Genomic DNA, 25,856 nt, shown 5'->3' with positions numbered 1-25,856 from the left:
ACATATCGCGTCAATGCATGAATTCATTCCCGATGATTGGCACCCGGTTGCTTCCCAAGGCGGCCCGGGCTCCCGATGAGCCGTATTTCCTTCACCTTGCTGCTTATGCTGTTGTTATTCGGCGCATGGAGTGCCCGGCTCGCCTTTCAGCACCGACACTTCAATCCGGGCGGCATGGCTTCGTCCAATCCCAATTCCTGCCCTCGTTACGGGTTCAACCCTTCACGACGTCTCCCGGAGTTGCGGGATATCACTTCGATTTCCTTCGTGGACAGCAGGCTCGTAGCCATCGATCGGCAGGGCAATGTCTGGACGTATTTTCGTGGCGAGTCCACTTGCGCCGATCCGGCGCCGGTCAAAGTGCTGGCGGCGGACACGGCGATGAAGCTGTATCCGCAAGCCGGACTGCCTCGCGAAGCGCACCGGGCATCGATACTGATGAACGGCCAAGCCATCATTTCACTCGGCCTGGAATTCCCGGATCGCTGTGGAACAGCCGGCGCCACATGCACGCCGTCAAAAATGGCAGGTCTGGACAAGATCGTCGCCTCAGCTTCCGGCGACAGGCACATGCTGTTCGCACGCGCCGATGGCAGCTTGTGGTCGTCGGGTATGAACGATTTCGGCCGTGAAGGCGGCGAGGCATACGTCGAGTACTTCAAGCGAGAACTCCGACACCGAACTCGGCGAGCGGATCGATCTGAGCAAGGACGGAAGCCCCGCCTGCAGCAATGAGTATGGGCGAGGAACCCTCGCCGGCTTCACCGCTGTACCACGGCTGGTGCCCGGCATCGGCAAGGCCGTGGCGATCGCGGCCGGCTACAACAGCAGCGCAGCCATCGACGAGCACGGCGACGTGTGGGTCTGGGGGCGGCATTGAACAGACCTGCTCCGTCCGTACCCATAGACATGATGGCGACATGAGAATGACGCTCACAGCAGCCATACGACGATTTCTTCTTCAAATGACCCTGCTCGCCATGCCTGCGTCGTTCGTTCACGCGCAGCAATTCTTCAGCGAGACCTTGCAAGGGACGCTTTGCCGCGCTGGCGAGACCGTGATGTTCGCCTGCCCCTCTGGCGACAAAAAAATCGCCGTGTGCGCCACTCCTACTCAGGAGTCCGCCTTTGGCGTCCTGCGCTACCGCTTTGGAGACGATCGGGGCGTGGAATTGGAATTTCCTCGAAAACCTGCGCCACTGGTGAGCTATGCAAGCGGCAATGAGCTCGGCAGCGGTGGGCGCGGCGAGCTTACCTATCTCCGGCTGGTTCATGGCGACACCAGCTATGCCGTGTTCTTCGAAGTGGTCGCCCCGACCTATCAGCAAACCGACGCGCATGAAGAGGGCGGCGTCATCGTCGAGAGGAAGGGCAAGCTTCTGGGCAAGCGCATGTGCGATGCGCGGGAGCGCGTCTATATCGGAATGATGTCGGACCCGAAGTTCTTCGGCGTGGCCGTGCCGCGCGATCATCAGGGATTGAACGGCTTTCCGGAATACCAGCCATGAACTGCCAAGCCGGACGCGCCCTTCCGCTGCGAGACAACCCTGGCGAGTCCAAGACCATGAAATCCTTCTGGCAGCGCGGCTTTCTCTCCCTCGCGGCAGCATGCGTAACGATGTCGTGCCTGGCCGGCGACTACCCAGGCGGCTACACCCTGGTGCCACCCACCGTGATCGGCGGCGTCGACGGCGGGCATTTTCCCGCCGAGGACGGACACAACATCACGCTTTCCGCCAAAGGCGCGGAGGCCATTCGCGCAGCCTGCCTCAAGCGCGGCCAGCTATGGACCCCGGGAGATGCACGGCCACACACCTGCACCAAGGTGACTGCTGCGGACGAGGAGGTGCTGTTTCTCTGGCTGACGCCGGCGATCAAGCCGACGTACGCCGATGTGCCGGATCCGCCGGTGGTGCTTTCGCCCACTCCCTTCCCTGCACGCACCTTCGCCGAGCGCGCAGTATCTTCCGACGAGGCCGACGCTCTGCGGGGCGCGCTCGCGAAACGTCACGACGCGCCGCGCATCACCAGCCAGCCATCCCAGTGGAAGGCCCTCGATGTACCCGACAGCGGCCTTACCTATTACCTGCTTCCGGGCCGGAAGCTGCTCGACACCAATGGCGAGGAGACCTGCGCGACGACCACCGCCTCGGTCGTCATCAAGGACACGCAAGGTCTGAGCTATCGCGGCGAACTCGACGGACTGCCCATGTCCTTCATCCTGCGCCCAGGCAGCAGCGCGCCGGACGCCCTGGTGCCGCGAGACTGCGGCAAACAGACGTCCCTATGGCAGATCGTGCCGAAGCTGCGCAGGGTGATCGGCTACAGCAATGGCTATGAATACGGCTGACGCATACACCCCACTACGACTCGCTTGGAAACGCATCAATCATGAACTCATTGACCACCAGCAGCGGCTTCGCCTGCGGCACCTTGGTAAGGACCGACAAAGGCCCGGTTCCGATCGAGCAGATCAAGGTGGGCGACAAAGTGCTGTCGCGCCCCCAAAGCGGCGGCACACCGGATTACCGTGCGGTAACTCGGACGCTCGTCCACGACGACCAGGAAATTTTCGGCATCAAGCACCTCGACGACACCAAGCCCAACAGCAGCTTCCTCCTCTATCCCACGCGCAACCATGCGTTCTGGATCGAAGGGGTCGGCTGGCGCCGCGTGGACCGGCTGTCGGACGAAGTCCCGGATGGCGGCACGCGCTTCCAGCTGGAAGATGGCCGCGCGGTCAGCGTCCGGATCGTATCGCCCGTGTATCGCACCCCGCGCCCCCATGTCGGCTGGTACAACACCAGCATCTATCTGGACGATATCGGCTTTGAAGTCGATTTCTCAGGCAAGCCCGACTATCTCGATCTGGAAGCCACCTATCCCGACGAAATGGAAGAGCCCGACCCGTATCTCAAGGTGCGCGTCTACAACCTCGAGGTGGAGGAATTCCATAACTATTACGTAGGCAACCAGGGCGTGCTGGTGCGGGACGCCTATTAGCAGAGCTGCGGCTGAGCGATCGCTACATCCTCGCGCCACGACGCGCCGGTGCTGGTGGATAGGCCATGCACCAGAGCCAAGCCAGGTTGGCCAGCATAAATATCCAGCTCAGCAAGATGTCGACCTTGGGGCTTCCGATCAGAGCTGCGCCGGAACCATGGCTGACCTGCTGCATGCGAAAAGCCATCCAGGGCATCGCCAATATCATGTTATAGGCGGTGCTGAGCAGGCCGGTGAACAGCGGCGCGCCACCTTGCACGGCACGCGAATCCAGCAGATCGACGGGAATCGCCAGGAGTATCAGAACCAGATAGATGGCGAATGCCGGCTTGAATGGGTTGCCACGACCTTCATCGTATTGCCCGCGCCAGCGCCATCTGACCGACCATATCATGCCCGCTGCCACCAGCAGAAAACCGAGGGAACCTGGGTTGAACACAGCAGCGACAAAGGTGCGCGCGCAATCGCCACGCTGTCCGCAACTGACGTAGGCCACCGTGGCTCCGGAGCTATTCGCGATAATGGTGCGTGCCTGGCGCTCGGCTACATCCGCACCTCGAGTCACGTCTGCCAAGGTGAAGCCTTGCGTATCCACCACTTCGATCGATTGCAGTTTGAACACGCTGCCGGATGCAACCAACTTAGGAAGCTCCGGGTCGGCGGGATGCCCGTTCGGCAAGATGCCTGCAGGTGCCGCGCAGACGACCGTGGTCACCTGGGCCGGTACGAGCGCCCCAGTCCGGCAGAACAGGAACGATGACGCCCCGACACGCAACGCCAGCCGCAAACTTACTGGCCGCACCAAGTGCTGTGTTACGGACAGCGTGACGAGCCATAAAGGACGTGCGGCATGGTTATCCACCCGATCGCTCACCTGAGTGCGCCACAGAGCGCCTTGTACATGCTCGGGTGGTGTTGGGTCCGCGCCGTATGGCTCAATCGCAAGCTTCAGGTCGGGCAGTTCTTGTTCGACGGTATCCGTGATCTTTGCCAATACGGCTTGGTCGAGCAGGCTATCGCGAAGTTGTTGTAGACCCTGATCGGAAGTCTCCGGCATAGCCAGGACATCGCGCACCGTCGCTGCCGCTGGCGTGCCTTTGCCTAGCAAGGGCAGCAGCGCGCGTACGCGCGGATAATTGAGTAAGCGGTCGCCCTCATCGGCGAAACCCAGCGCATAGAACTTTTCCGCCGCCGCCCTGAGTTCCCCACCCTCAGGCGTCGGGGCGTCCAACAGCTGCCGAGCGAGCGGCACGTCCGCTATCTGACGGGATCCTTGGGGGCGGAGCAGCACGACACACACCGCGATGACGGCCATGGCGACCGCCAGGATGGCGAGCAACCGCATGCTCCATCTGGACTTCATCCCTGTCCTCCCTGCGCCAACCGAACCGCGTCCGCGTGCTCATTCGGCCGACGAAACGATGGCAATGCCGTGCAAGCCTTCGCGCCGCGCAAGGCCGGGACCGAACTGTGTCACCTTGCCGTCCTTCATCACCACCGTGTAGTCGGTGTGGACCAGTGACGTGCGCGTGCGGTGACGAGCGAGATAGGTATAGACCTCGAAATCACCCATGGTGCTCATCGCATCCGGCCGCCCCAGCGTGGCGACGACCTCGTCGCGACTGCTGCCCGGATCGAGCCTGGTGATTTTCTGGCCAGTGGTGTGACAGCCGGCCAAGGCGGCCGCCAGTACGGCCGCTCCCATGATGCGCTTCATGACTCCCCCTGAGACTGGCGCTGGATGCGCCGCGCGCTGGTGACTAGTCGGCATGGTACCGCAAGTTCGCGGGGCGAAAGCGGCCCTTCCTAGCCGCAATAATCTGCGGAATGGATAGCGGAAAGCGCCAGAGAAATTGACCCTCCGGCGCCGCGGGCGGCGTTCCACATGCCGAGCGAAAGACCAGGAGATCGTCCCGTGCCCGCCCGACATCTATGCCTTGTTCTGGGTCTGCTGCTGGGAAGCGTCGTGAATGCATCGCTTGCGGAGAGTCGCGTGATCGCCATGGTGGACCACCCAGGCGCGTCGCCAGAGCAGATCGAGCGCGTTTATACCGAAGCCTACGAGCAATCCGGCTTCCGTCTCGCCGAGCGTCGCAAAAAGAGCGGCTATGGCGGGAGCTGGGCCATCACGCTCACGTTCGAGCTCACGGGCGCCCCGTACGCAGACGGCGGCATACCGGGCACGACGCTGATGATCACGAGCGGAGAGATGCCCTCGCCTTGCGCACCCTGCCAGTTGGCCCGTCAAGGCTATATCGCTCCCAGTGGCTACGATCCCGACCCGGTCAAGCGGACACGCGGACTGGCCGCCCTGGCAGCAGCCGATGCTGCGGCGCTGGCCAAGGTCCGCCGGCACCTGGGTGCCAGTCTTGCTCCGATACCTCCGGCTCATTGAGTACCCGTGACCGCAAAACCTTGCGAAAAGACTGAACAAAACCAGCCCTTGGCACGCCCCGGACCCGATGCCAAAATGCCCCCGCTTCAGGGGGAAATTCTGGAATAACGTCAGTCCGCACCGTGCGGTTTTCCGGTGCGTCGCTTGCCGTTGCGGTCCACGACGGGCCGGCCTCTCCCTCCGGGCACAGCGAAGGGATTTGAGGTGCGACGCGAAAGTGATGACGCGAGGGAGCAGGTTCCGGTCGTACGCCTTGGCAGGTCGTCGTTGCTGCGTCGCGCGCCGCTGCTGACTCTGCTCTGCGCGAGCATTTTTATTGCCGCGCCCGCCTTCGCTGCCTCTACCGTCGCCTCATTAGGCGAGCTGTTTTCCATCGCGCACGACAGCGAGCCCGGTTATCGCGCCGCCAAGGCCAGCCTCGATGCTTCGCGCGCCCGCACGCGTCAGGCCTTCGGCGCGATGCTGCCGCAGATTTCCGCCACCGCCACCAGCAATGGCAATCGTCGTCGTTACGACACGCTGGACAAGGTCACGCACACCCTGCACGACCGCTATCACGGCGACACCGGCCAGGTCAGCCTGACCCAGCCGCTGTGGCGTCCGGCCAACACCGCGAGCCTGCATCAGGCCGAGCAGGTGGAGAGGCAGACCGAGTACCAGCTCAAGGACACTGAGCAGCAGCTTTATCAAAAACTCGCGTCGGCCTGGTTCGACCTGATGGAAGCGCGCGACGCGGTGGAGTTCACCGCCGCGCAGCGCGATGCCCTGCGCGCACAGTGGGACATCGCCCGTCGCGCAGCGGAGCTGGGCGCACAAGGCGAGCCGCAGGCCGACGACGCACGCGCCAAGTACGAAGAAGCCGCCGCGGATGCCGCCTCGGCGGAGGCCGATCACGCGACCAAGCTTGCGGCGCTGGAGCAGTGGGTCGGTTCGGCGGAAGACCTGCAGCAACCGTATCTGGACGACACGCTCGAACTGCCCGACCTGATCGGCGGCGACCTCGACGCCTGGCTTACGCAGATCGACACCAGCAGCCCCGCCCTGCGTGCCGCCTCCCGTGCCGTCGCCGCGGCGGAAGACGAGGTGAGCAAGCAGCGCGCCGGCCACCAGCCGACGCTGGACATGGTGGCCAGCTACGGCAACACCGACCAGAACGTCGGCAACTTCCCCGGGCAGGCCGGCTACCGCATCCGGACGCTCACCGTGGGCCTGCAGCTCAACGTGCCGATCTATTCCGGCGGCACGCAGTCGGCCAAGGTAGCCGAGGCGCTGGCCCTGCGCGACAAGGCGCGCGACGACCTGGAAGCGGCGCGGCGGCAGGCCATCCTCAACGTGAAGACCGCCTTCCTCGCCTGGCGCGCGGGCCTGGCCAAAGCACACGCCGCGCGCATCGCCATCACGGCCGCGCAGCGCGCGCTGGCCGTCGCCGAGCGCGGCAGCGAACGTGGCCTGAAGACCGACGCCGACACGCTGGCGGCCAAGCAACAGATCGCCGCCTCGCGCCGCGACATGCGCAAGGGCCGCTACCAGCAGCTCACGTCCTACATCAAGCTCAGGGCCACGCTCGGCGACCTGAGCGTGACCGATATCGACGAGCTGGATCAGTGCTTCGTGCCATCGCACACCGAAGCCACCGCCTCGATCAACCCGGAGCATGTGCCGCGATGAGTGCCCTGCCCGTCACGCCCGATCCCTCCGCGCCGACGCCGCTGCCGATCGACGGCTGGTCGCGTTTCATCCTCGCGCGCACGTCGGCAGAGTTCTGCGACGCCTGGCTGGCGGTGCTGCGCGACAAGTTTCCGTTGATCGCGCAGGCGGCCATCCTGGTGGAATCCGCGGACGGTCAGAACTATGTGCCGATCGCGGTGTATCCGCAGGCCAACAGCGACATGGCGCGCATGGGCGAAGCCGTGCAGCGCGCCCTCGCCGATCGCCGCGTGGTGGTGCAGCCCTGTGCGGAGCCGGCCCATCTGTGGCACGTCGCCGCGCCGCTGGCCGTGCACGACCGTATCGCCGGCTCCGTCGTGCTGGAACTCACCACACATGACGAGACCGTGCCCTTCTTGCTGCGCGAGCTGCACTGGGGCAGCGCCTGGCTGAGCAACCTGTTCGCCCGACGCGAACACGACGCGGCGATCGCCGCCAGCGCACGTTCACTGGGCGTGCTCGAAGCCATCGCCATCGCGCTGCGTCACGAACGCTTCCAGCAGGCGCTGTTCGACCTGAGCAATGAACTGCGCCGCCGTTTCAACGGCACCCGCGTGGCCATCGGGCTGATGCGCCATGGCGAAGTGAAGCTCGCCGCCCTATCGGAAGCGGCGACGTTCGAGAAGTCTTCGCCACTCGTGCAGGCCTACACCGCCGCGATGAACGAAGCCTGCGATCTCGCGCAGCCGGTGGAAGCCGCCGCACCCGAGCACGACGCACCCGACAGCTTCCGCGCACACACGGCGCTGCTGCAACGCACCGGCGCGGGTCGCCTGCTTTCGCTGCCCATTACGCAGCAGGCAAAGTGCGTGGCCGTAGTAACGATCGAGCGCGAAGCGCCCGCGCCGTTCGGCGAGGACGAGCGCAAATGGCTGGAGACATTCGGCGCCCTTCTCGCGCCAGTGATCGCGCAACGCGTGGACGCGGAGCGCGGCTCGTGGCAACGGCTTCGCGATGAGGCACGCCGCTTTCTCGCCGCGCTGCTCGGCCCGCGCCATTTGCTATGGAAGGCCGGCGGCCTCGCGGCAACGCTGGCGATCGCCTTGCTGGTGTTTCTGCCCGTGCCGTACCGGGTCTCCGCCAAGACGGTGACCGAAGGCGAGATCCAGCGCGTCGCCGCCGCGCCGTTCGAAGGCTTTCTCGCCGCCAGCTTCGTGCGCGCCGGCGATACCGTGGCCAAGGATCAGCCGCTGGCCCAGCTCGACGATCACGACCTTCGCGTGGAGCGCGCCAAGTGGGCCAGCGAGCGCGACCAGTACGACAACAAGCTGCGCGAAGCGATGGCCGGGCACGACCTGACCGCGATGCAGGTGGTCGGCGCGCAGCTGCGCGAGGCGCAGGCGCAGCTCGATCTGCTGGACGACAAGCTGTCGCGCGTCAAAGTGCTCGCGCCTTACGACGGCGTCATCGTCACCGGCGACCTGAGCCAGCAGGTCGGCACGCCGGTGGAAGCCGGCAAGAAGCTATTCGAGATCGCGCCGCTGCACAGCTACCGCATCATCCTGCAGGTGGACGAGCGCGACATCGGCCAGCTGCGCACAGGCCAATCCGGCGAACTGGTGATGACCGGCCTGGCAGGCGACCCGATGCCGTTCACCGTGGCCAAGATCATGCCGGTGGCGACCGCGCAGGACGGCCGCAACTTCTATCGCGTCGAAGCGCGGCTCAAGGAGGATTCGCCACTGGTGCTGCCGGGCATGGAAGGCATCGGCAAGGTCGGCGCCGGCAAGCGCAAGCTGGGCTGGGTGCTGCTGCACGGCCTGTTCGACTGGTTGCGGCTCAATCTGTGGAGCTGGGGCCTGTAGGCCATGGCGCGCAGCCCGTTCAGCCCTTCATGGCATAGCGTGGCGCTGCTGCGGCCACGGCTGATGCCGTATGCCACGGTGCAGCGCGTGGTGTTCCGCGGCAAGCCCTGGTACGTCGTGCAGGATCAGACCGGCGGCCGCGTGTATCGCCTCTCCACCGCCGCCTACGCGTTCATCGCCGGCATGGACGGCCGCCAGACCGTGCAGGCCCTGTGGGAGCGCGCCAACACCTCCGAGTCGCGCGACGCCTGCACGCAACCGGAAGTGGTCGACCTGCTCGTGCAGCTGCATGCCGCCGACCTGCTGCAGACCGACGTGGCGCCGGATTCGGCTGAGGCACTGGATCGCCACAGGCGCAAGCGCACCGAAACACTCCGCCAGTGGCTGCTCAATCCAATGAGCATCAAGCTGCCGCTGCTCAATCCGGATCGCTTCCTTACCCGCCTGTCGCCCTTCGTCTCCTGGTGCTTCGGCCCCATCGGCGCTCTGCTGTGGCTGGCGGTAATGCTGCCGGCGGCGGTACTGGCCGCGCAGCACTGGGGTGAGCTGACGCACAACCTTTCCGACCGCGTGCTGTCGTCCAGCAACCTGCTGGTGATGCTGGCGGTGTATCCGGTAGTGAAGCTGCTGCATGAACTGGGCCACGGCTTCGCGGTGAAGCGCTGGGGCGGCGCGGTGCGCGAACTGGGCGTGATGTTCCTGATCTTCGCGCCGGTGCCGTATGTGGAGGCCTCGTCGTCGGCGGCCTTTCCTTCCAAGTACCGCCGGGCTCTGGTGGCGGCGGCGGGCATGCTGGTGGAACTGTTGCTCGCGGCGCTCGCCTTGTATGTGTGGCTGGCGGCGGAGCCTGGCGTGTTGCGTGCCGTGGCCTTCAACGTGATGGTGATCGGCGGCGTCTCTACCCTGCTGGTCAATGGCAACCCGCTGTTGCGCTACGACGGCTATTACATCCTGGCCGACCTGATCGAGATGCCCAACCTGGCGCAACGCGGCAGTGCATGGTGGACCTGGCTGCTGGACCGCTACGCCTTCGGCTCCGCCGACGCGGTCAAGCCGGACGAGACGCCGGCCGAGCAGCGCTGGCTGTTCTTCTATACGCCGCTGGCGTGGATCTACCGCACGTCGGTCACGCTCTCAGTGATCTTCCTGGTCGCGGGCAAGTACTTCATCGTCGGCGTGCTGATGGCTTGCTGGAGCGCGTTCGGGCTGTTCGTCGGGCCAGTCCGCAAGGGGCTGAAACATCTGCGCACCGCCGGTGCACTGCATCGCGTGCGCGGGCGGGCTTATCGACGCACCGCCGTCGCGGTCGGCCTTTTGCTGGCCGTGCTGCTGTTCGTGCCCGTGCCGCTGCACACCAAGGCCGAAGGCGTGGTGTGGCTGCCGGATCGCTCCATGCTGCACGCGCAGGAGAACGGCTTCTTCCACGCCTGGATGAAGGAGCCCGAACAGGCCGTGCGGCGCGACCAGCCCGTCTACCTGCTCGACAACCCGTCGCTGCAAGCGGAGCTGGCGGTGGATCGGGCCAAGCTCGACGAGGCGCAGGCGCGTTACGACGCGGACGCCTTCGCCGATCCGACCAAGGCCCAGGTCAGCGGCCGCCAGTTGCAGGAAGCTCGCGAAGTGCTGGAACGCGCCGAACTGCGCGCCGCCCGCCTGATCGGCCATGCCGGCGGCGACGGCCGACTGATCGCCGCCACGCCGCAGGATATGCCCGGCCACTACTACAAAAAGGGCGAGCTGCTGGGCTACGTGCTGACGCCGCGGGATCTCATGGTGCGCGTCGTGGTGCAGCAGGACGATATCGATCTGGTGCACCAACGCCTGCATGGCGTGCAGCTGCGGCTCGCCGATTCGCTCGCCGACGTGCACGATTCCCGCGTGGTACGCAGCTTCCCTGGCGCGGTGGACGAACTGCCCACCGCGGCGCTCAGCCTCAACGGCGGCGGCGTCATTCCCACCAACCCCAATGACAGCAACGGCCTGAAGACGCTGCAACGCGTGTTCATCGTCGACGTCGCTTTACCCGCTGGCACCGAGCCGCCCTTCGGCGAGCGCGTGCACGTACGTTTCGACCACGGCAGCGAATCACTCGCGCGGCAGGGCCTGAGGAGGCTGCGGCAAGTATTCCTGGGGCACTTCGGTGTCTGACGTACGCGCCCTGCTGGCCGGACGCGATCTGCGGCTCGGCGACGGCCCTTACCTGGAGCGCCTGGACGCCAAGCGCTCGCGCTGGGAAGACCGGCTGCGCGCTATGCTCGACAGCCGCCCCCGCTTCGACGGCGGCAAGGTGCGCAACTTCCTAGCCGCCACCGCGGCACGCGAAGACGATGCCCGCGCGGCCACCGACGGGCAGGTGCGCGAGCGGCTGCGCGCCGCCGCCCAGCGCATGCATCGCGAGGGCTTCACCGACGCCATCTTGCCCGACGCCTTCGCGCTGATCCGCGAAGCGTCGCGCCGCACGCTCGGCATGCGCCACCACGACGTGCAGTTGCTCGCCGGGCGCGCCTTGCTACAGGGCCGCCTCGCCGAAATGTCCACCGGCGAAGGCAAGACCCTCGCCGCCACCCTCGCCGCCTGCGCCGCGGCCGCCACCGGCGCAGCGGTGCATGTGGTTACGGTAAACGACTACCTGGCTGAGCGCGATGCGGAACATAACCGCCCGCTATTCGATTTTCTCGGCATGAGCGCGGGCGTGGTGTTGCAAGACATGGCCGTGCCGGATCGACGCAAGGCCTATGCCTGCGATATCGCCTACGTGTCGAACAAAGAGCTGACCTTCGATTACCTGAAGGACTGCATCGCCCTGGGCGAAATCTCGCTGACCCAGCAGCGCATTCGCGAACTGGCGGGTGGTGTGCGCGGCGAACCGCCGATCCTGCGCGGATTGCATTTCGCCATCATCGACGAGGCCGACAGCGTGCTGATCGACGAGGCCAGCACGCCGCTGATCATCTCTGAGACCTTGCCGGACGATCTGGACCCGGCGGTCTACGCGCAATCCGTGGAACTGGCGCAGACACTCGAATCCGGCGTCGATTACATCAAGGGCGCGCGACGCGACATCTGGTTGACCGAAGCCGGTCGCAAGCGCGTGCGTGAACTGACCGCCTCGTTCGGCGGCCTGTGGCGCTCGCCGCTGTGGCGCGACGAGTTCGTGCAGAAGGCGCTGTCCGCGGTGCATTGCTTCACCCGCGACCAGGACTACATCCTGGCCGACGGCAAGGTGCAGATCGTCGACGAATCCACCGGGCGCGTGATGCCGGATCGTACCTGGGAGCGCGGACTGCATCAGATGATCGAGTGCAAGGAAGGCGCCGAGATCACCGGGCAGCGGCGGACCTTGGCACAGATCACCTATCAGCGATTCTTCGGCCGATATTTGCTGCTGAGCGGGATGACGGGCACGGCACAGGAAGTGGCGACGGAGGTGAAGCAAACGTATGGCCTGCCCGTCACGCGCATCCCCACGCACAAGCCAAGCCGGCGGCAACGCCTGGCTGACCGCATCTGCGCGGGTGGCGAGCAGCGCTGGCGGGAAGTGGCGCGTCGAGCGATCGAATTGGCGAGCCAGGGCCGCGCGGTACTGGTAGGCACGCGCTCGGTCGAGGCCTCCGAAGTGCTCGGACGCCTGTTCGAGGAGTCGGGCGTCGAGCACATCGTGCTCAATGCGCGCCAGGACAAGAGCGAGGCGGAGATTGTCTCGGACGCCGGGCAGCCGGGGCGGATCACGGTGGCCACCAACATGGCCGGACGCGGGACCGACATCAAACTGGCCAAGGACGTCGAAGCGACCGGCGGCCTGCACGTGATCCTTACCGAGTTCCACGAATCGGCGCGCGTGGATCGCCAGCTGTTCGGGCGCAGCGCACGCCAGGGCGATCCCGGCACCACGGAAGCCATCATCAGCGTGGAAGACGACCTCTTTCTACGCTTCGCCCCCGCCGCCGGACGTCGCCTGATGGGCTGGCTGATTCGCGACATGCGCCATAGCGAGCGCTGGTTCCGGCGCTGGGTGACTTATGTGCAGGACCGTGCCGAGAGGCACTACCGAAAGCAGCGGGTGGAGACGACGCGGCGGGATGCGGAATGGGTGCGGGCGCTGGGGTTTGTGGGGAAGACGAGGAAGTAAAGCCCGGCTGGATTACTAGCCAGTTCGCCATGAAAATCGAGGGATGGACATGCTTTTTACTAATTCCAATACACGTCGCGATTTTGTACGGAACGCTCTCCTCGGCGAAGCCCAAATCGATGAGCCTATCTTCATCGCGACTGCTTTCTTTACCGATTACGAAATACTGAAGAATGTCGCGCAAGCAAGTCGTCGAGTCCGTCTAGTGGTTCGCTTAGGCTATCCCACATCGCCGCCGGCGCTTGCGGAAGCCCTTAAGAATCCATTTATCGATGTTCGCTATTTCAGCGATCGAACCTTCCACCCCAAGCTTTACGTCTATGGCAACCGCATCGCCTACCTTGGATCAGCCAATCTCACGAATTCGGCCTGCATATCCAACCAAGAGATACTCGCCGCCATCCCGGCGAACGACGATCGTTTCGAACATCTTGCCTCGCTCTTTGGCGAATACTGGGAACAAGCGGCCGTCCTCACGGAGAACGCCCTTGAAAAATACCGCAAAGTCTTTGACGCTCATAAGGAGATCGAATCCGGCATCTTCAAAATGGAGCAGGAAATAGATGCAGCTATAGGCAAAGTGACATTTGCAAACATCGATCGCAGTGAGCGGAAGAAGTCCAAAGAGAACTTGTTCGTCAATAGCTATCGACGCACCTATCAAGAAGCCGTGAGCGCCTTTAAGACGACTCGCGAAAAGTATCTTGAGCTCGGAAAGCGAAAAGTATCCGAGGACTTACTGCCGCTCCGACTGGAGATCGACTCATTCTTCAGCTTTGTACGTGACCACTTCGCTACTGGAGAAACATGGAGCGAGCCACCCATCGGATGGACGAGCGCTCGTCAGGCCGACCTCACCTCGGCACTAGAGAAATGGCACTCGGAGTCATTTCCACATCTTGAATCGACCATTGTTGGCGAGAACTATCCACGACTGTGCGCAGTTTTTGATTCGCCTCAAACGATCAGGCAAGCTAACGACGACGATCTCTTTGAGGCACTACTTACCCTTCACTCTTTCCATGATCGCCTTCGCTTTCACCAGGGCGGCATACCCGGCCTCAGAAAAGCCTTCATGGATAGCAATGATCCGATCAGGGTGAGAGACAGTCTCGCCTATCTGGTTCACGGCAAGGATGAGGTGATACAGCGAATGGCGAATCTCATCTATGGCGCCGAATACAAACTCAACTCCTTCGGCGTTGCCAATGTCCAGGAAATGATCGGCTGGAAGAACAAGGAAGATCTTCCTGTAATTAATGGACGAACAACGAAAGTTCTCCGTTACTTCGGCTTTGACGTTCGGCAGCTCTAAGAACGCCGACCGCTCTCATGAACATCTCCGCCATCAACTAACGTCCAGTTATTCCCTCCATAGCAAAAAGTGTTGAACGGCATCCAGGCGAATGGTGAGAGCTTTTGCGATCAGCAGGCGTGCTATGCACTTGCGTAGAAGGAGAGCAGCCGTTGCCGCCGATGTGCGTCGATGGCGCGTTTGCGGCGGTGCATTACCTGAGTCGGCATGGGGAAGAGCTTAGTTATTGGCTGGAGGATCTTGAGGCGGCTGGTGGAGGGTGCGCTTCGTAGGCCCCCTCACCCCACCCCTCTCCCCATAGGGGAGAGGGAGCTTGACTGGGGCAAGGCGGGTGTCTCCCGCTTCGATGTCGGAGGTTTTCCCAGCGGAAGCGCTGACCGATACTCCCAGCGACCATCCGTCCTGTCACCCCCAATATGGGTCGCACCAGTCCGGCATCAGTGAGCCAGCGGATCGAATGCAATGCTTTCGGTCCCGGGCAGTACATCAAAACCGACATGATGGGGGGATCATGGTTTTCTTCGCGCTTACGCCACACGGCCTGCCCGAGATATTGGAGCTCGCTCTGACCAGGCAGATATTCGTCTGGTTGAATCATGGCCTGCTGAGCGAGCTGGACATGAGCCACTATCGCAATAAAGGTCTGCATCTGACCAACTTTGTGCATTGGATTGACCCGCACCATCCATCTCAAGTCGAGGACGCTGTGGCGACCATCCGGGAACACCATCCGCACGAAGTGCTGTACATCGAGCGGATCTCGCACTCATGAGAAAGCTATGCACCCTGATCGTCCTACTCCTGCCCCTTACCGGACCTGAGCCTGTGCACGCATCGAAGGAAGGCATCCTCGCCATGGATTCGTTCCAGCTCAGCTCAAAGGGCATCGGCCAGTCCGGTCCGGTGACCGTCGCTGGAGAACAGGGAAACGATGGCATCTCGAAGCTCACCATTCTGGCTTTCGGAAAGAAGTTCGAGCTCGATGGAGGGCAGCTGGCCAAGATCCAGAGGTTTCCAGTCAATGGCATCCAGCTGTCCTATGAGGCCGGATATAAAGAGCTCGGAGGCCGCACGCTATATCTCTTGCTCACTAAAGGATTTACTTCAAGAACCGCCCAGCAAAAACTGATGACGGTTACCGAGAGCGGCACGGTCGACATACAGGATGCGCCTCATGGCATCCCTATCTCCGCAGCGCCCCTGCCGCCCTTGAATCAATGAAAAGCCGGCGGATGCATCGCGTTCGCCGGCTGTCCAATTCACTTCACGGCACCACCCACCAGCCCATGTCCACCGAAGCCCCATCGCATCCACGGCAACCGCTCGATCGCCGGCAACTGCCTCCTTCGCCATCCCCCGAGCCGCGCAATGACAAGATGCTCCAGGCGATCCTCGCCGCGGTAAGCGTGGCGGCGCTGATCGCCGCCGTCGCCGCGCACGGCGATGCGGAGACGGGACAGACGCGGGATGTCTGGAATGCGCTGGGCATCGGCGCTTACGCATGCGCCTGCCTCGGGCTCGCGCGAGCCGGCTACTACCGCTGGTCGGCGAGTCTGGCGGTGATCGGCAGCCTGCTGCTCATCGGCGCCGGCTATTACCTGTACGGGCTGCAGGCGCAGCCGGATCTGCTGATGATCCATCTGCTGCCCCTGTTGCTTGCCGGCCTGCTGCTGGGGCGGGCCGCGGTGTGGTGGGTGGCCCTGGGCAGCGCCGTTTCGCTGACCCTCGGCGCATGGAGCGATGCGCAAGCCGCGATGCATGCCTGGGCCTCGCCGGAAACCTGGTCCAGCCTGTTTCTTTCCGGCATGAACTTCCTGGTGCTGGCGACCATCCTGGATCGCCTGATCCTTTCCTCGCAGCGGGCGATGGCGCGCAGCCGGGAGCTGGATGCGGCGTACAGGGAGCTGCAGCAGACCATGGACGAAAAGGAACGCGCCTATGCGCGGCTGCTGGAATCGCAGCGCATGGAAGCCATCGGCCGGCTGTCGACCGGCGTGGCCCACGACTTCAACCACATTCTCAGCGTCATCCTCCGGCTGACTGGCGCGCCCGCGTCGAACGGCGGACCGGACGCGACCTTGTCCCGTATCGAACAGGCGGCCCGGCGCGGCACCATCCTCACCCGGCGCCTGCTCAGTTTCAGCCGACCGCAAAGCCGCGACATGACGGTATTCGATCTAGGCGAGGCAATCGACGACATGTCCGCGCTGATTGCCGCGATGTTCCCGCCCCGCGTCAAGGTGCAAGTCGACCTGTCCGCCGGCGATCTGCTGGTCAGAGCGGATCGCGACGAACTGGAGCTGGCGTTGCTGAACCTCGCCGCCAACGCCTCCGACGCCATGCCGGGCGAAGGACAGTTCAAGTTATCGGCCAGCGTGGATGGCACACACGCCCTGATCCGCGTCGAAGACAGCGGCGTCGGCATGACACCGGACGTGCTGTCCCACGCGTTCACCCCGTTCTTCACCACCAAGCCGCGCGGCGAGGGCACGGGCATCGGCCTGAGCATCGTCCACCGCTTCGTGACCGACTGCAGCGGCAGCATCGCGATGGACAGCCGGCCCGGCGGCGGCACGCGGATTGCGATAAGGCTGCCGCCGATCGGCGATACGGCGGCGACCGCCTGAGTCAGGAAGGCGAGCGGAAACGCCGCACGCTCGACATTCCGCCGCCATCCTGGCGACCGCTGGCCACCAGCACGAGCAGGCCGAGCAAGGTGACCAGCGTCCAGATCCACGGCCGCTGATACCAGGGCTGGGGATGGACGAGAGTCAGCACCGCGGGCGCCGCGCCCCAGGCGCCGCCGATCACGCGCGCCTGCACTTCGAGCCGATGTGTGCCCCATGGCACGGTGGCATAGAGCAGGCTGCGGTTTTGGCCGGCATCGACCCAGTCGCGGTCCACGCCGACCAGGCGAAAGCGGAACAAGGTTTCTTGTGGCCGCCCGAGATTGACCGCCGTGTAGCGAATCTCCAGGTTGCGCGAAAACGGCGGGAGCATCAGCGTCGGGCCGGCGAGGTTCAGCGCGCGACCGCTGACTGCCGCGTATTCCACGTGCGGCGTGGGCGGCGCGGCATCGAGCGCGGACACCTTGCCAGGGTCAAGCACGCCAAATCCCGACACCAGGGAGAACCACAACCTGCCCTGCCCGTCCCGATGGCAGGCGGCCGAACCGCCGCCGTTGATCTCGGCGGGAATCAGGCCGTCGCGCTCCGCGAAGCGCACCGATTCGATCGAACCGGCCGCCTGCTGCGGCGAGGGCAGCATGGTCACGCCGAGATTGCCCGCCAGCCACAAGCGCCCGCGCTCGTCGGCCTGGATGCAGGACACCGTATCGTCGAACAGGCTGTTGTTGCGGTTGTAGTTCTGAATCCTGCCGCCACGGATGCGATCGAGTCCGCCGCCATAGGTGCCGATCCACAAGGTCCCGGCGGAGTCCTCGTACAGCGCGCGCGCGAACCGCGACGAAAGCCCTGCGTCGACCGTCCAGCGCTCGGCGACGCGCTCGTCCTGCAAGCGCCAGACGCCATGATCTCCCACATACCAGTAGCCGCCCTTCAGGGCTTTGACGACGCTGTTGATGCGCATGCCCTGCAAGGCTTCGATGCGTCGCCGGCCGGTGATGCGCCCGTTGGCGTCGATATCGAGCACGAAGACCGAGCCGCCGGTGGCGACCACGTAGGCACCATCCTCACGTTGCCAGATGTTGACCGACTCCTTGCTCGGCCAGGCTTCGACGAGTCTCAGCTCGCCGCGCTCAAGGCGGCCGAGCTGTCCGTTGGCCGTCCCTACCCACAACACACCCTGGCGATCCAGCAGCAGGCTGAAGATGCAGGTGCTGCCGAGCGTGGCCTGGGTCGGCACGGCATGCGCCTGCCCATCGGGATCCCAGTGATAGAGGCCACCGCAGGCCGAGCCCAGCCACAGCCCGTCACCTCCATCCGAAGCGATGGCGCGACCGGCCATGGCCGTGCCGAGCCGGGGCTCCGCCACCAGTCCGAACAGCGGCGTTCGCGCCTTGATCAAACCGTTGTGGCCACTGCCCGCCCACAGATCGCCCTCGCGGTCCCACATCAGGTTGCCGACGCCGGGCACGGACAGCTCGGGCATTTCCTGCCATCCGCCACGACCATCCTGCACGAGCACGTGTCCGGTGGCCTGCGCCACCCACCATCGACCGTTGGACGCCTGGGTGGCAGCCCTGGGCTGGGCCACGCCGAGTGTCTGCCAGGATTGCGCAGCCGGCACATACCGGTACAGCTCCCGCTCGGTGCCGACCAGCAAACCATCGCCATCGCACTTGAGCAGCCAGACCGTGTGATCGCCGCCCGGCAAGACGATCCGTCGAAGTTCGCCGCCATCGAGCCAGTGCAGACCATCGCTGCCGCCGACGAACAGCGTACCCGTTCGCCCCATGGCAAGCTGGACGTAGCCGACCGGACTGGAGTGTTCCCTCCAACGCACCTCGCCGCTCGCCGGATCGACCTTCAGAAGACCCGCGGTGCTGGCGATCCAGATGGCGCCGTCGCCCCCCTGCAGCATCGCGTTGACCTGGCAGCTCCCGGCACACGCCGGCAGCTGCCGGAAACCAGCGCGGTCACGCACGCTGAGCCCCGCATCCTCGGTGCCGATCCACAGACGCCCGTCGCGGTCTTCGAGCAGCGCGGTGACGCGGTCGCTGGCCGGGCCCTCGGCATATCCCGCACCCGGTCGGCTGCGGCCATGAAAAAGGGTGAAGGTCGTGCCGTCGAAACGCGCCAGGCCACCGAAGGTGCCGACCCACAGATAACCGTCGCGGGCCTGGATGATCGCATTGACGTGCGACTGCGGCAGGCCGTCGTCGCTGCTGTATACCCGCACGCCCACGCGATGGTCGAAGATGGAATCCGCCCAAACCCAAGGGCTCGTTACCAGCAGGAAGAGCCCGACGAACAGCAGGGTCGCCAGCCGGCGGCCTTGGCGCTTCCGGCAGCAGGGGGCGATAGCGAAAACGAGCGAGCGGATCATCGTCGATGACGTCGGCTTGCCAGGGTGGAGCGACATGAGGACGTGCCTGACAAGTGCGCGGGGGAAGCGGCCATGCGGCAGCGGCTTGAAATCGGGGCGATTGTAGCCGTGCGCGGCGCGCGCATGGCCCTATGGGGCATGCGCTTCAAGGCAAGATGAGACACGGCGCAGCCTGCCCCGTCGGCCGGCGCCCGTTGAATGGATCAATCTTGCTTCCAGTCAGCACAAAAGCCGGCGGACGCATCGCGCCCGCCGGCTCTTCGACTCACCTCATCGCATCACTCGCCGCCACGGCGGCAGCGAGATCGCGACGTCGATCAAGGCGTCCAGGTCGCCTTGATCGATGCACCCGAGAACGAGCTGTAACCGCGCACCATCACGTAGTACGTGCCGGTGGACGGGGTGGCGAAGCTGCAGCTCTCGTTGTTGCCGGTCAGGTACGGACGGCAGTTGTAGCTGGACGTGGTCGGCGCGGAGCCGAACTTCACGTACAGGTCCGCGTCGCCGCTGCCGCCGGAGATGGCGATCTTCAGGTTGCGCGCACCGGCCGGGATCGCGACCGTGTAGTTAAGCGCACTGCCCGAAGCGCCGGACAGGCCGGTCACCGCCACGCCGTTCTGCAACGCCGTGCCGCCACCGCCGCCGCCCGAGCAGCTCACGCCCACGGCGGTGAATGCCGCGGTCACGTCGGCCTTGGTGTAACCCTTGTCCACGGCCGCCTTCTCGACGCCGCAGGCGCCGTCCTTGTAGTCGGAGGTTGCGGTCCAGTACACCGCGTTGGCGCCTTCGAACACTTCGAACGCCTTCCTGGTGTTCCAGCCGGTGGTCTTGGCCAGCACGCAGAACGCCTTGTTGTAGACGCCGCTCGAGTAGTGGACATCCAGGCCGTCGTAGTAGTTGGCCGCGTTGTCGATCGAGGCGCCGTCCTGGGTCGGGTTGCACATGTAGCGTAGCGCGCCGCTGGAGGACTTGAAGATCTCCGCGCCCACCAGCCAGTCGTTGTTGCCGTTGCGGTCGAAATACTCCGCCGCTTCGCCGGCCATGTCCGAGAAAGCCTCGTTCATGCCACCGGACTGACCGCTGTACTCCAGGTTGGAGTGCTGCTCGGTGAAGCCATGGCTGATTTCATGGCCGGTCACGTCCAGCGACACCAGCGGGTAGAAAGTGCTGGCGCCGTCGCCGAAGGTCATCGAGCTGCCGTCCCAGAACGCGTTCTCGTAGCTGTTGCCGTAGTGCACCTTCATCACCAGCACCTGGTTGAGCGGCGGCGCGCCGAACCAGCTCTGGTAAAGATCGTGCACGACGCCGCCGAAGTGGTGGGCGTCATTGATCGGCGCATAAGCGCCGTTGACGTCCGCCTCGTCGCTGTTGGAGCAAGTGAAGCTCCACAGCGTGCCCGAGCCGCTGGTGGCGTGATTCATGTTGTAGGTCTTCACGTTCGCGTTCTGGAACGTGCAGGTGCTGCCGGACTGGGTCACGTTGAGGTACGGGTAATCCGTGCCGTAGGTGTACTTGCCGGTTTTGGTGTTGCCGCCCGGGCCGGTCGCGTCGGCGTTGGTCAGGCCTTCCCACTGCTTGATGACCTGTCCGGTGTTGGCATCGACGATCGCCGTGGGGCGCGTCGGGTTCGGGCCGTCGACGACGTACGAGGTCAGGTAGACCAGGCGCGCGCGGCCGCTCTGATCCGGATACACGTACAGGTCGGCGCGCTCGTTGCGCGGCGCCTGCGCCGTGGTGGCAAGGAAGCCCTTGGTGGCGCGCAGCGCGGACAGTGCCTGGCCGGTGCTCAGCTTCGGCGTCACCGAACTCAGATCGACCTGCGCGTTCTGCAGCAGGCTGCCGTCAGCCGTCAGCGCGTTGCCGCCGGCGTCCTGCTCGACCGCGATGCTGCGGCCATACACGGGCACGCCCTTGTAGTACTGCTGCATGCGCACGACCTGCGTGCCGCGCACCGTCTTGGATGCCTGGCGCGCCACGAAGGTGTTATCGGCGCTGAGCCCCAGTTTCGCGGCGAGCTGGTTGTTGGGCGTGGCGCCCAGGCTCTGCGCGTTCAGATGCTTCATTTCTGCCGCATGCACGCTGGTAACGCCGATCATCCCCATGACGGCGATCCACAGACATGCACGCTTATGCCCCATCTTTGCACTATTCATTTGCGGTGTTCTCCAAAGGGTTATGGGAAACCACCGGGCAGCGTCAAAACACTCCCCAAACAGGAACATGTGCTTGCGAAAACGATGATTAAGAAGCAAGCCGTCCCCACTCCTGCCCCCGAGAAAAGGGCAAGAACCTACGCCGCACCGGCGATGCGCTTCTGTGCAAAACGAGTTGCTTGAATTGCTTGAAATGCCGCCACGCCCCTAGCAGGCGGCCCGGGGACGCTATCATGCGGGTTGGTCAATAAAACGTGACAACCTGCGGTTTACGCAAAGAAGTGCGAACCCTGTCATCAATCTTGCGATGCGATGAGCGCGCTTGTTTAGGTATGTGATTACTTGCGGTGCGGCGTTTCAAACATCGCCCGATCGCGCATTTATTCCTATAATCCCGTGCCGCCCATTGAAGGGCCGCAAAGCCGCCCGGCCCCGAGCCACACGACAAGGATGTAAGCGCATGGCCGTCTATCTCGGCGAAGCAGCCGCCCTCTCCCTGGAACAACCCCGCGAGATCTTCACCTCGGCACCGAAGATGTGCCTGAGCCTGCTGACCTATGTCGTCGCCGCGGCGCTGATCGGCGGCGTCTCCTATGCGAAACATGGCCTGACATGGCCCCTGATCGCCGCGGCGATCCTGCTGCTGGCGTCCTTCGGCGTCTTCAAGCACTGGAAATACCGCACGCAGCCCATCCTGGTGCTCTCCAAGGAAGGCATCCGCCTTGCGCGCAAAGATGGCGACAAGCTCGTGCCGTGGGCGAACGTGACCGAGAACACCTGGCACGAAAACCGCTACGGCTTCATGAAAACCAGCGCCATCATCACGCTGCGCGATAGCGCCCGGGAGAAGTCGTACATGGTCAACGCCAAATGGCTGACCATCACCAGCGACGACTATCTGCGCCTGTGCGACCTGTACGCCACGGCGGCACGCCAAGGCGACCGTCATGGCTGACGCTGTCGCGCCGCTCGTCGGCGAGCGCCGCCTGCCGCGCAAGGCCCTGCTGATCGCCCTGGCCGGTGCGCTGGGCTCGGGCGCCATCGCCGCTTATGGCCTGCTTCATGGACTGAACGCGCTGCCCACGTCCATACAGGTGTTCTGCGTCTTGCTGCTCCTGATGCTGCTGGGGCAACTGCCGACGCTGTGCTCGTACGCCTTCGGGCCCAGGCAGCTGGCATTCGGCGAGCAGGCGATGGTGCTTGACGGCGTGTCGTACCCCTATGACCAGATGACGGGCATCGTCTGCGATGCCAGCTCGGAAGCCACGCGCATCACGCTGGCCAAAGGCCCCCGCCAGCTGCTGCGCTGGGATATCTGGATCAACGACCAGGACTGGAACGCGCTGCTGCTCGAACGCACCTTTCCTCACCTATACGCGCAGGCAAAGGCCACGTTGGCGCGTGGCGGGAAGATCGATTTCGGCAAAGGCGTCGCCCTGGATCGCGAGGCGCTTCACTTCCCCAAGGACAGCCTGCCGCTACGCGCCATCGTCGAGATCCGCTTCGCCAGCGAGAACGACCAGGGCGTTCACGTGCGCACGCTGCATGTGGCGAGCGCCGAGCGCCAGCTCTCCATCAACGAGAATCGCCTGTCCAACCAACACGTTCTGTTTGCCCTGCTTCAGGACATGCTTCCGCGCCCGGCGTGATGGCCGGCTCGCAACAGCGAGTCACGTCATCCGGTATTTGCGGAAGGTCCGCAGCGCCATCGCCACCCACGCTTCCTCGTCCTCCGACAGATCGGTGAAGGGCATGCCGATGCTGGTCTTGGCGTAGGCCTCGCCCAGTGCCGCGCGGATGCGTTTATTGCCGCCCTCGACGGAATGAACGATGCGCTCGACGACCACGCCATCCTCATCGCGGCGAAGCACGAAGTGGAAATCGAAAGCGGCGACACCCGAAAGGACACGGTGAAGCTGTATCCGCAGCCGATCCGAATAAATCTTGAAATAGACGAAGTCCGACGGGTCATCCAGCGTGCCGAAGCAGTCGATCTCGCGGCCTTCCGGCAGGCCATGCCTGGCCAGGATCTGATCGAGCAGAAGCGGGTCTCTGATATTCATGGGCTCCAGGGTCAGGGCTTGACCGCCTCGTAGCGCCGGCGCGTCTGCCAGCGCCCGTTGACGATCGTCTCATCGACGATTTCCAGCCTGGTGCCATCCGCAACGAGCGTTTCGCTGTGCACGGCGACGGGCTCGGGCCGGTCGCGCACGATCCTGTAAGTGGTCGTCTCGTGATGACAGCAGCCGCCCTTGTTGTCGGTCTGGATCCGCTTCCTGGCCGGGTCGATGGCGAACATGCCCATGGTCTGCGCAATCAGCGTCGTCAGCGGTTCGTTGTAGACGAAGCGCCGGTGGCCGGCGTCGAACAGGAATACGTCGTAGCTGGGGCTGTTGTAGCTGCCGGTGTCGCCGTTCTTGATGGCGAAGTCCTCCTGCCCGTCGAAATTGAAATCGCCGATCACGATCTGCGGCTCCAGCGACACCTTGGGCAGATCGATGTGCTGGATCGGCGTGGACTGCCCTTTGCGACGCACCAGTAGCTGGCCGCGACGGCAGGGACTGCTGTCGAACGTCGACTCGCAGACATCCATCAAGCGCAAGCTGAAGTCGTACGTCGGCGAGACCTTGGTCAGCTCGATCACCGGTTCTTCGACGGGCTGATCCGGCGCGGGAAATGCCGGCAGCGCCTTCAACTGGTCGATGCGCCCCTGGTAGAGAGCGATGAGGCTCGCCGTATCCAGCACCTGCCCGTCCGGGGCGCGCCGCGAAAGCCATGCGCGCTGCTCGGCAGGCAGTCGACCGGTGCCGTCGTCGGGCCGAGCCAGCGCGGCGCGATAGGCCTTATCGAGTGATTCGTCCAGCATGGAAAGTTTCGGGTCTGCGCAGATCGCGCGCTCCACCGGCTGGCCGGCCTTGGCGCAATCGAAGCTGGCGGCGAAAGCCGCCAAGGGTGCTGCGCATAGCAGCCACGCGGCCATGAGGCGCATCGCACCCGACGGGAAATGGCGGGGCCTGAAAAAGCCGACTGTCTGCATCGCGAATCGCCCTTCTTATGCCACGCCGCTAGTGCGGCAACGTGACGACCTGCGGACCGTAGGCATCCGCGGCGCTGCCGCAGACCTGATCGGCCTGTACATCGGCCGGGAGGCCCGTGGCCTGCAGCCCGCTCCGGCCATCCTCGAGCCGCCACATCTGGAAACGCTCCACCGACACACGATCGCCGCCGGGGAAGTACAGCAGCACGCTCGGGAGCGATGTGGGCGTGCCGCGCGGCGGCGCGGGCAGTGCCGGCAGCGTGAGGCTCGCCTCGTGCCATTGCCATGGATTGTCCAGCGTCTGCCAGCGCAACTTCAGCGCGCGGCCCAGGTCCGCCAGGGCGTAGCCGGCGGACGCATAGGCATGCCTGCATGAGGCATCCGCTTCGATCGGGCCTTCGGCGCCCATGGCCAGCGCCTGCCCATTCACTTCAAGCCGCGCGATGGCGGGCGGCAGGCGACGGGAAAGATAGAAGCGCACCAGGTTGGGCACCTTGCCGCGCAGCTCCTCGTCGGACACCGGTGGACTCAACGTCGGGGCCACCTCCACGCGATCGCCATAGTGAAAGTACTGATGCACCACCGGCACGCCCTGATCCTGGAAGGACGCCAACGGCCGGAGATCCGGATAAGGCAAACGCACCAGAGGCACGCTGCGCCCGTTGGCGTTGGCCTGCCCGTTCGTCTCGCCAGTCCCATAGGTGTACGTGCTGACGCCGTCGCGCAGCCGGACGCCGTCATAAGGAAACGCACCCGAACTCAACGACGTGCTGTCGGGGTAGCGCGTGAAGCTCGCGAAGCTCGCCCAGGGCGCAGGCTTCATCGGCATCTCGATCGAGGTGGTGGACCCCATCGATGCCAGGACATCCGGCGCCAGCCACAGCGGCTTGCCGCTCAGATTGACGTGGATTTCCGTCATCGCCGGATGAACATCCCGAAAACGCTCGGCATCCGACGTCCGGATATCGTCGGCCAGCGGGATGACGAACAGCGACAGCAGCGGCGGCACGAACATCAACAGATGCGCCTTGCCGGGCAGATTGCCGCGCGAGCGGATCATGTACACCGACCAGGTAATCAGCAGCGCCACGGCCAAGGGCCCTCCGACGAAGATCGCCACGAGTGCCAGCGCGATCCCGCCATAGCCCATGTCCGGATGGGTCACCACTTCCATGTCCAGCCACAACAGCAGCGCCGTCAGGGCCCCGCTCAGGATGAGACCAAACCCGTAGCGCTTGAAGAATGACTTCGGCGGGACCTCATCCAGCCCGGGCATGCGCCTGCTGTCGCTCATCGAACCGCCTC

At 64.5% G+C, this 25,856-nt stretch carries 23 protein-coding genes; 16 read left to right on the top strand and 7 right to left on the bottom strand.

Annotated elements, in window-relative coordinates; genetic code table 11:
* Positions 1–75: 75 nt before the first annotated feature.
* From ACNR9O_RS08335 to ACNR9O_RS08315, 5 genes are all read left to right on the top strand, one after another.
* Positions 76–735, top strand: a complete 660-nt coding sequence (locus ACNR9O_RS08335) for an RCC1 domain-containing protein (protein ID WP_473681633.1) — start codon at positions 76–78, stop codon at positions 733–735.
* Positions 629–880, top strand: a complete 252-nt coding sequence (locus ACNR9O_RS08330; RefSeq protein WP_473700722.1) for a hypothetical protein — start codon at positions 629–631, stop codon at positions 878–880. The genes ACNR9O_RS08335 and ACNR9O_RS08330 overlap by 107 nt, the downstream gene beginning before the upstream one ends.
* 85 nt (positions 881–965) lie before the next feature.
* Positions 966–1,508, top strand: coding sequence for a hypothetical protein (locus ACNR9O_RS08325; RefSeq protein WP_473681635.1), 543 nt, complete (start codon positions 966–968; stop codon positions 1,506–1,508).
* The gene (locus ACNR9O_RS08320; protein ID WP_473681637.1) at positions 1,505–2,350 is read left to right on the top strand and encodes a hypothetical protein; all 846 of its coding nucleotides are present in this window, start codon (positions 1,505–1,507) and stop codon (positions 2,348–2,350) included. The genes ACNR9O_RS08325 and ACNR9O_RS08320 overlap by 4 nt, the downstream gene beginning before the upstream one ends.
* 41 nt (positions 2,351–2,391) lie before the next feature.
* Positions 2,392–3,003 (top strand): polymorphic toxin-type HINT domain-containing protein, encoded by a 612-nt coding sequence (locus ACNR9O_RS08315; protein ID WP_473681639.1) that lies wholly within the window; start codon positions 2,392–2,394, stop codon positions 3,001–3,003.
* A 22-nt stretch (positions 3,004–3,025) separates the two neighbouring features.
* Here ACNR9O_RS08315 and ACNR9O_RS08310 read toward each other — a convergent pair whose 3' ends face one another.
* Positions 3,026–4,366 carry a hypothetical protein gene (locus tag ACNR9O_RS08310; RefSeq protein ID WP_473681641.1) on the bottom strand — a complete coding sequence of 447 codons (1,341 nt, stop codon included), beginning with the start codon at positions 4,364–4,366 and terminating at the stop codon, positions 3,026–3,028.
* A 39-nt stretch (positions 4,367–4,405) separates the two neighbouring features.
* Positions 4,406–4,720, bottom strand: coding sequence for an outer membrane protein assembly factor BamE domain-containing protein (bamE, locus tag ACNR9O_RS08305; protein ID WP_473681643.1), 315 nt, complete (start codon positions 4,718–4,720; stop codon positions 4,406–4,408).
* A gap of 276 nt (positions 4,721–4,996) precedes the next feature.
* On the opposite strand from bamE, the gene ACNR9O_RS08300 reads away from it, so the two are divergent.
* From ACNR9O_RS08300 to ACNR9O_RS08260, 9 genes are all read left to right on the top strand, one after another.
* The gene (locus ACNR9O_RS08300) at positions 4,997–5,398 is read left to right on the top strand and encodes a hypothetical protein (protein ID WP_473681645.1); all 402 of its coding nucleotides are present in this window, start codon (positions 4,997–4,999) and stop codon (positions 5,396–5,398) included.
* A gap of 204 nt (positions 5,399–5,602) precedes the next feature.
* Complete coding sequence (locus ACNR9O_RS08295; protein WP_473681647.1) at positions 5,603–7,066, top strand: TolC family protein; 1,464 nt, start codon at positions 5,603–5,605, stop codon at positions 7,064–7,066.
* Complete coding sequence (locus ACNR9O_RS08290) at positions 7,063–8,910, top strand: efflux RND transporter periplasmic adaptor subunit (RefSeq protein WP_473681649.1); 1,848 nt, start codon at positions 7,063–7,065, stop codon at positions 8,908–8,910. Before ACNR9O_RS08295 ends, ACNR9O_RS08290 begins: the two co-directional genes overlap by 4 nt.
* A 3-nt stretch (positions 8,911–8,913) precedes the next feature.
* The gene (locus tag ACNR9O_RS08285) at positions 8,914–11,058 is read left to right on the top strand and encodes an efflux RND transporter periplasmic adaptor subunit (RefSeq protein WP_473681651.1); all 2,145 of its coding nucleotides are present in this window, start codon (positions 8,914–8,916) and stop codon (positions 11,056–11,058) included.
* Positions 11,051–13,039 (top strand): preprotein translocase subunit SecA, encoded by a 1,989-nt coding sequence (locus tag ACNR9O_RS08280; RefSeq protein WP_473681653.1) that lies wholly within the window; start codon positions 11,051–11,053, stop codon positions 13,037–13,039. The genes ACNR9O_RS08285 and ACNR9O_RS08280 overlap by 8 nt, the downstream gene beginning before the upstream one ends.
* Positions 13,040–13,082: 43 nt before the next feature.
* The gene (locus ACNR9O_RS08275; protein ID WP_473681655.1) at positions 13,083–14,354 is read left to right on the top strand and encodes a phospholipase D family protein; all 1,272 of its coding nucleotides are present in this window, start codon (positions 13,083–13,085) and stop codon (positions 14,352–14,354) included.
* 511 nt (positions 14,355–14,865) lie between these two features.
* On the top strand, positions 14,866–15,126 hold the full coding sequence (locus tag ACNR9O_RS08270) for a hypothetical protein (protein ID WP_473681657.1): 261 nt from the start codon (positions 14,866–14,868) through the stop codon (positions 15,124–15,126).
* 83 nt (positions 15,127–15,209) lie between these two features.
* Positions 15,210–15,575, top strand: coding sequence for a hypothetical protein (locus tag ACNR9O_RS08265; RefSeq protein ID WP_473681659.1), 366 nt, complete (start codon positions 15,210–15,212; stop codon positions 15,573–15,575).
* Positions 15,576–15,640: 65 nt separating this feature from the next.
* Positions 15,641–16,981 (top strand): sensor histidine kinase, encoded by a 1,341-nt coding sequence (locus tag ACNR9O_RS08260; RefSeq protein ID WP_473681661.1) that lies wholly within the window; start codon positions 15,641–15,643, stop codon positions 16,979–16,981.
* A gap of 1 nt (position 16,982) precedes the next feature.
* Here the strand turns inward: ACNR9O_RS08260 and ACNR9O_RS08255 are convergent, their stop codons facing one another.
* Entirely contained in the window at positions 16,983–19,397 is a 2,415-nt protein-coding gene (locus tag ACNR9O_RS08255; RefSeq protein WP_473681663.1) for a ligand-binding sensor domain-containing protein, read from the bottom strand.
* A 281-nt stretch (positions 19,398–19,678) separates the two neighbouring features.
* Positions 19,679–21,463: a M4 family metallopeptidase gene (locus ACNR9O_RS08250; RefSeq protein ID WP_473681665.1), complete on the bottom strand. Its 1,785-nt coding sequence runs from the start codon at positions 21,461–21,463 to the stop codon at positions 19,679–19,681.
* Positions 21,464–21,974: 511 nt separating this feature from the next.
* On the opposite strand from ACNR9O_RS08250, the gene ACNR9O_RS08245 reads away from it, so the two are divergent.
* The gene (locus ACNR9O_RS08245; RefSeq protein WP_473681667.1) at positions 21,975–22,469 is read left to right on the top strand and encodes a hypothetical protein; all 495 of its coding nucleotides are present in this window, start codon (positions 21,975–21,977) and stop codon (positions 22,467–22,469) included.
* Positions 22,462–23,163, top strand: a complete 702-nt coding sequence (locus ACNR9O_RS08240; protein ID WP_473681669.1) for a hypothetical protein — start codon at positions 22,462–22,464, stop codon at positions 23,161–23,163. The genes ACNR9O_RS08245 and ACNR9O_RS08240 overlap by 8 nt, the downstream gene beginning before the upstream one ends.
* A gap of 21 nt (positions 23,164–23,184) precedes the next feature.
* Here ACNR9O_RS08240 and ACNR9O_RS08235 read toward each other — a convergent pair whose 3' ends face one another.
* From ACNR9O_RS08235 to ACNR9O_RS08225, 3 genes are all read right to left on the bottom strand, one after another.
* Positions 23,185–23,577, bottom strand: a complete 393-nt coding sequence (locus ACNR9O_RS08235; protein WP_473681671.1) for a hypothetical protein — start codon at positions 23,575–23,577, stop codon at positions 23,185–23,187.
* 11 nt (positions 23,578–23,588) lie between these two features.
* Positions 23,589–24,494 (bottom strand): lysozyme inhibitor LprI family protein, encoded by a 906-nt coding sequence (locus ACNR9O_RS08230; RefSeq protein WP_473681673.1) that lies wholly within the window; start codon positions 24,492–24,494, stop codon positions 23,589–23,591.
* 85 nt (positions 24,495–24,579) lie between these two features.
* On the bottom strand, positions 24,580–25,845 hold the full coding sequence (locus ACNR9O_RS08225) for a hypothetical protein (RefSeq protein WP_473681675.1): 1,266 nt from the start codon (positions 25,843–25,845) through the stop codon (positions 24,580–24,582).
* Between the last annotated feature and the right edge of the window lie 11 nt (positions 25,846–25,856).

It is taken from the genome of Dyella sp. CR10 (genome assembly GCF_055814425.1).
The sequence above is the reverse complement of the archived record's forward strand: the minus strand, read 5'-3'. Positions and strand labels throughout refer to the sequence as shown.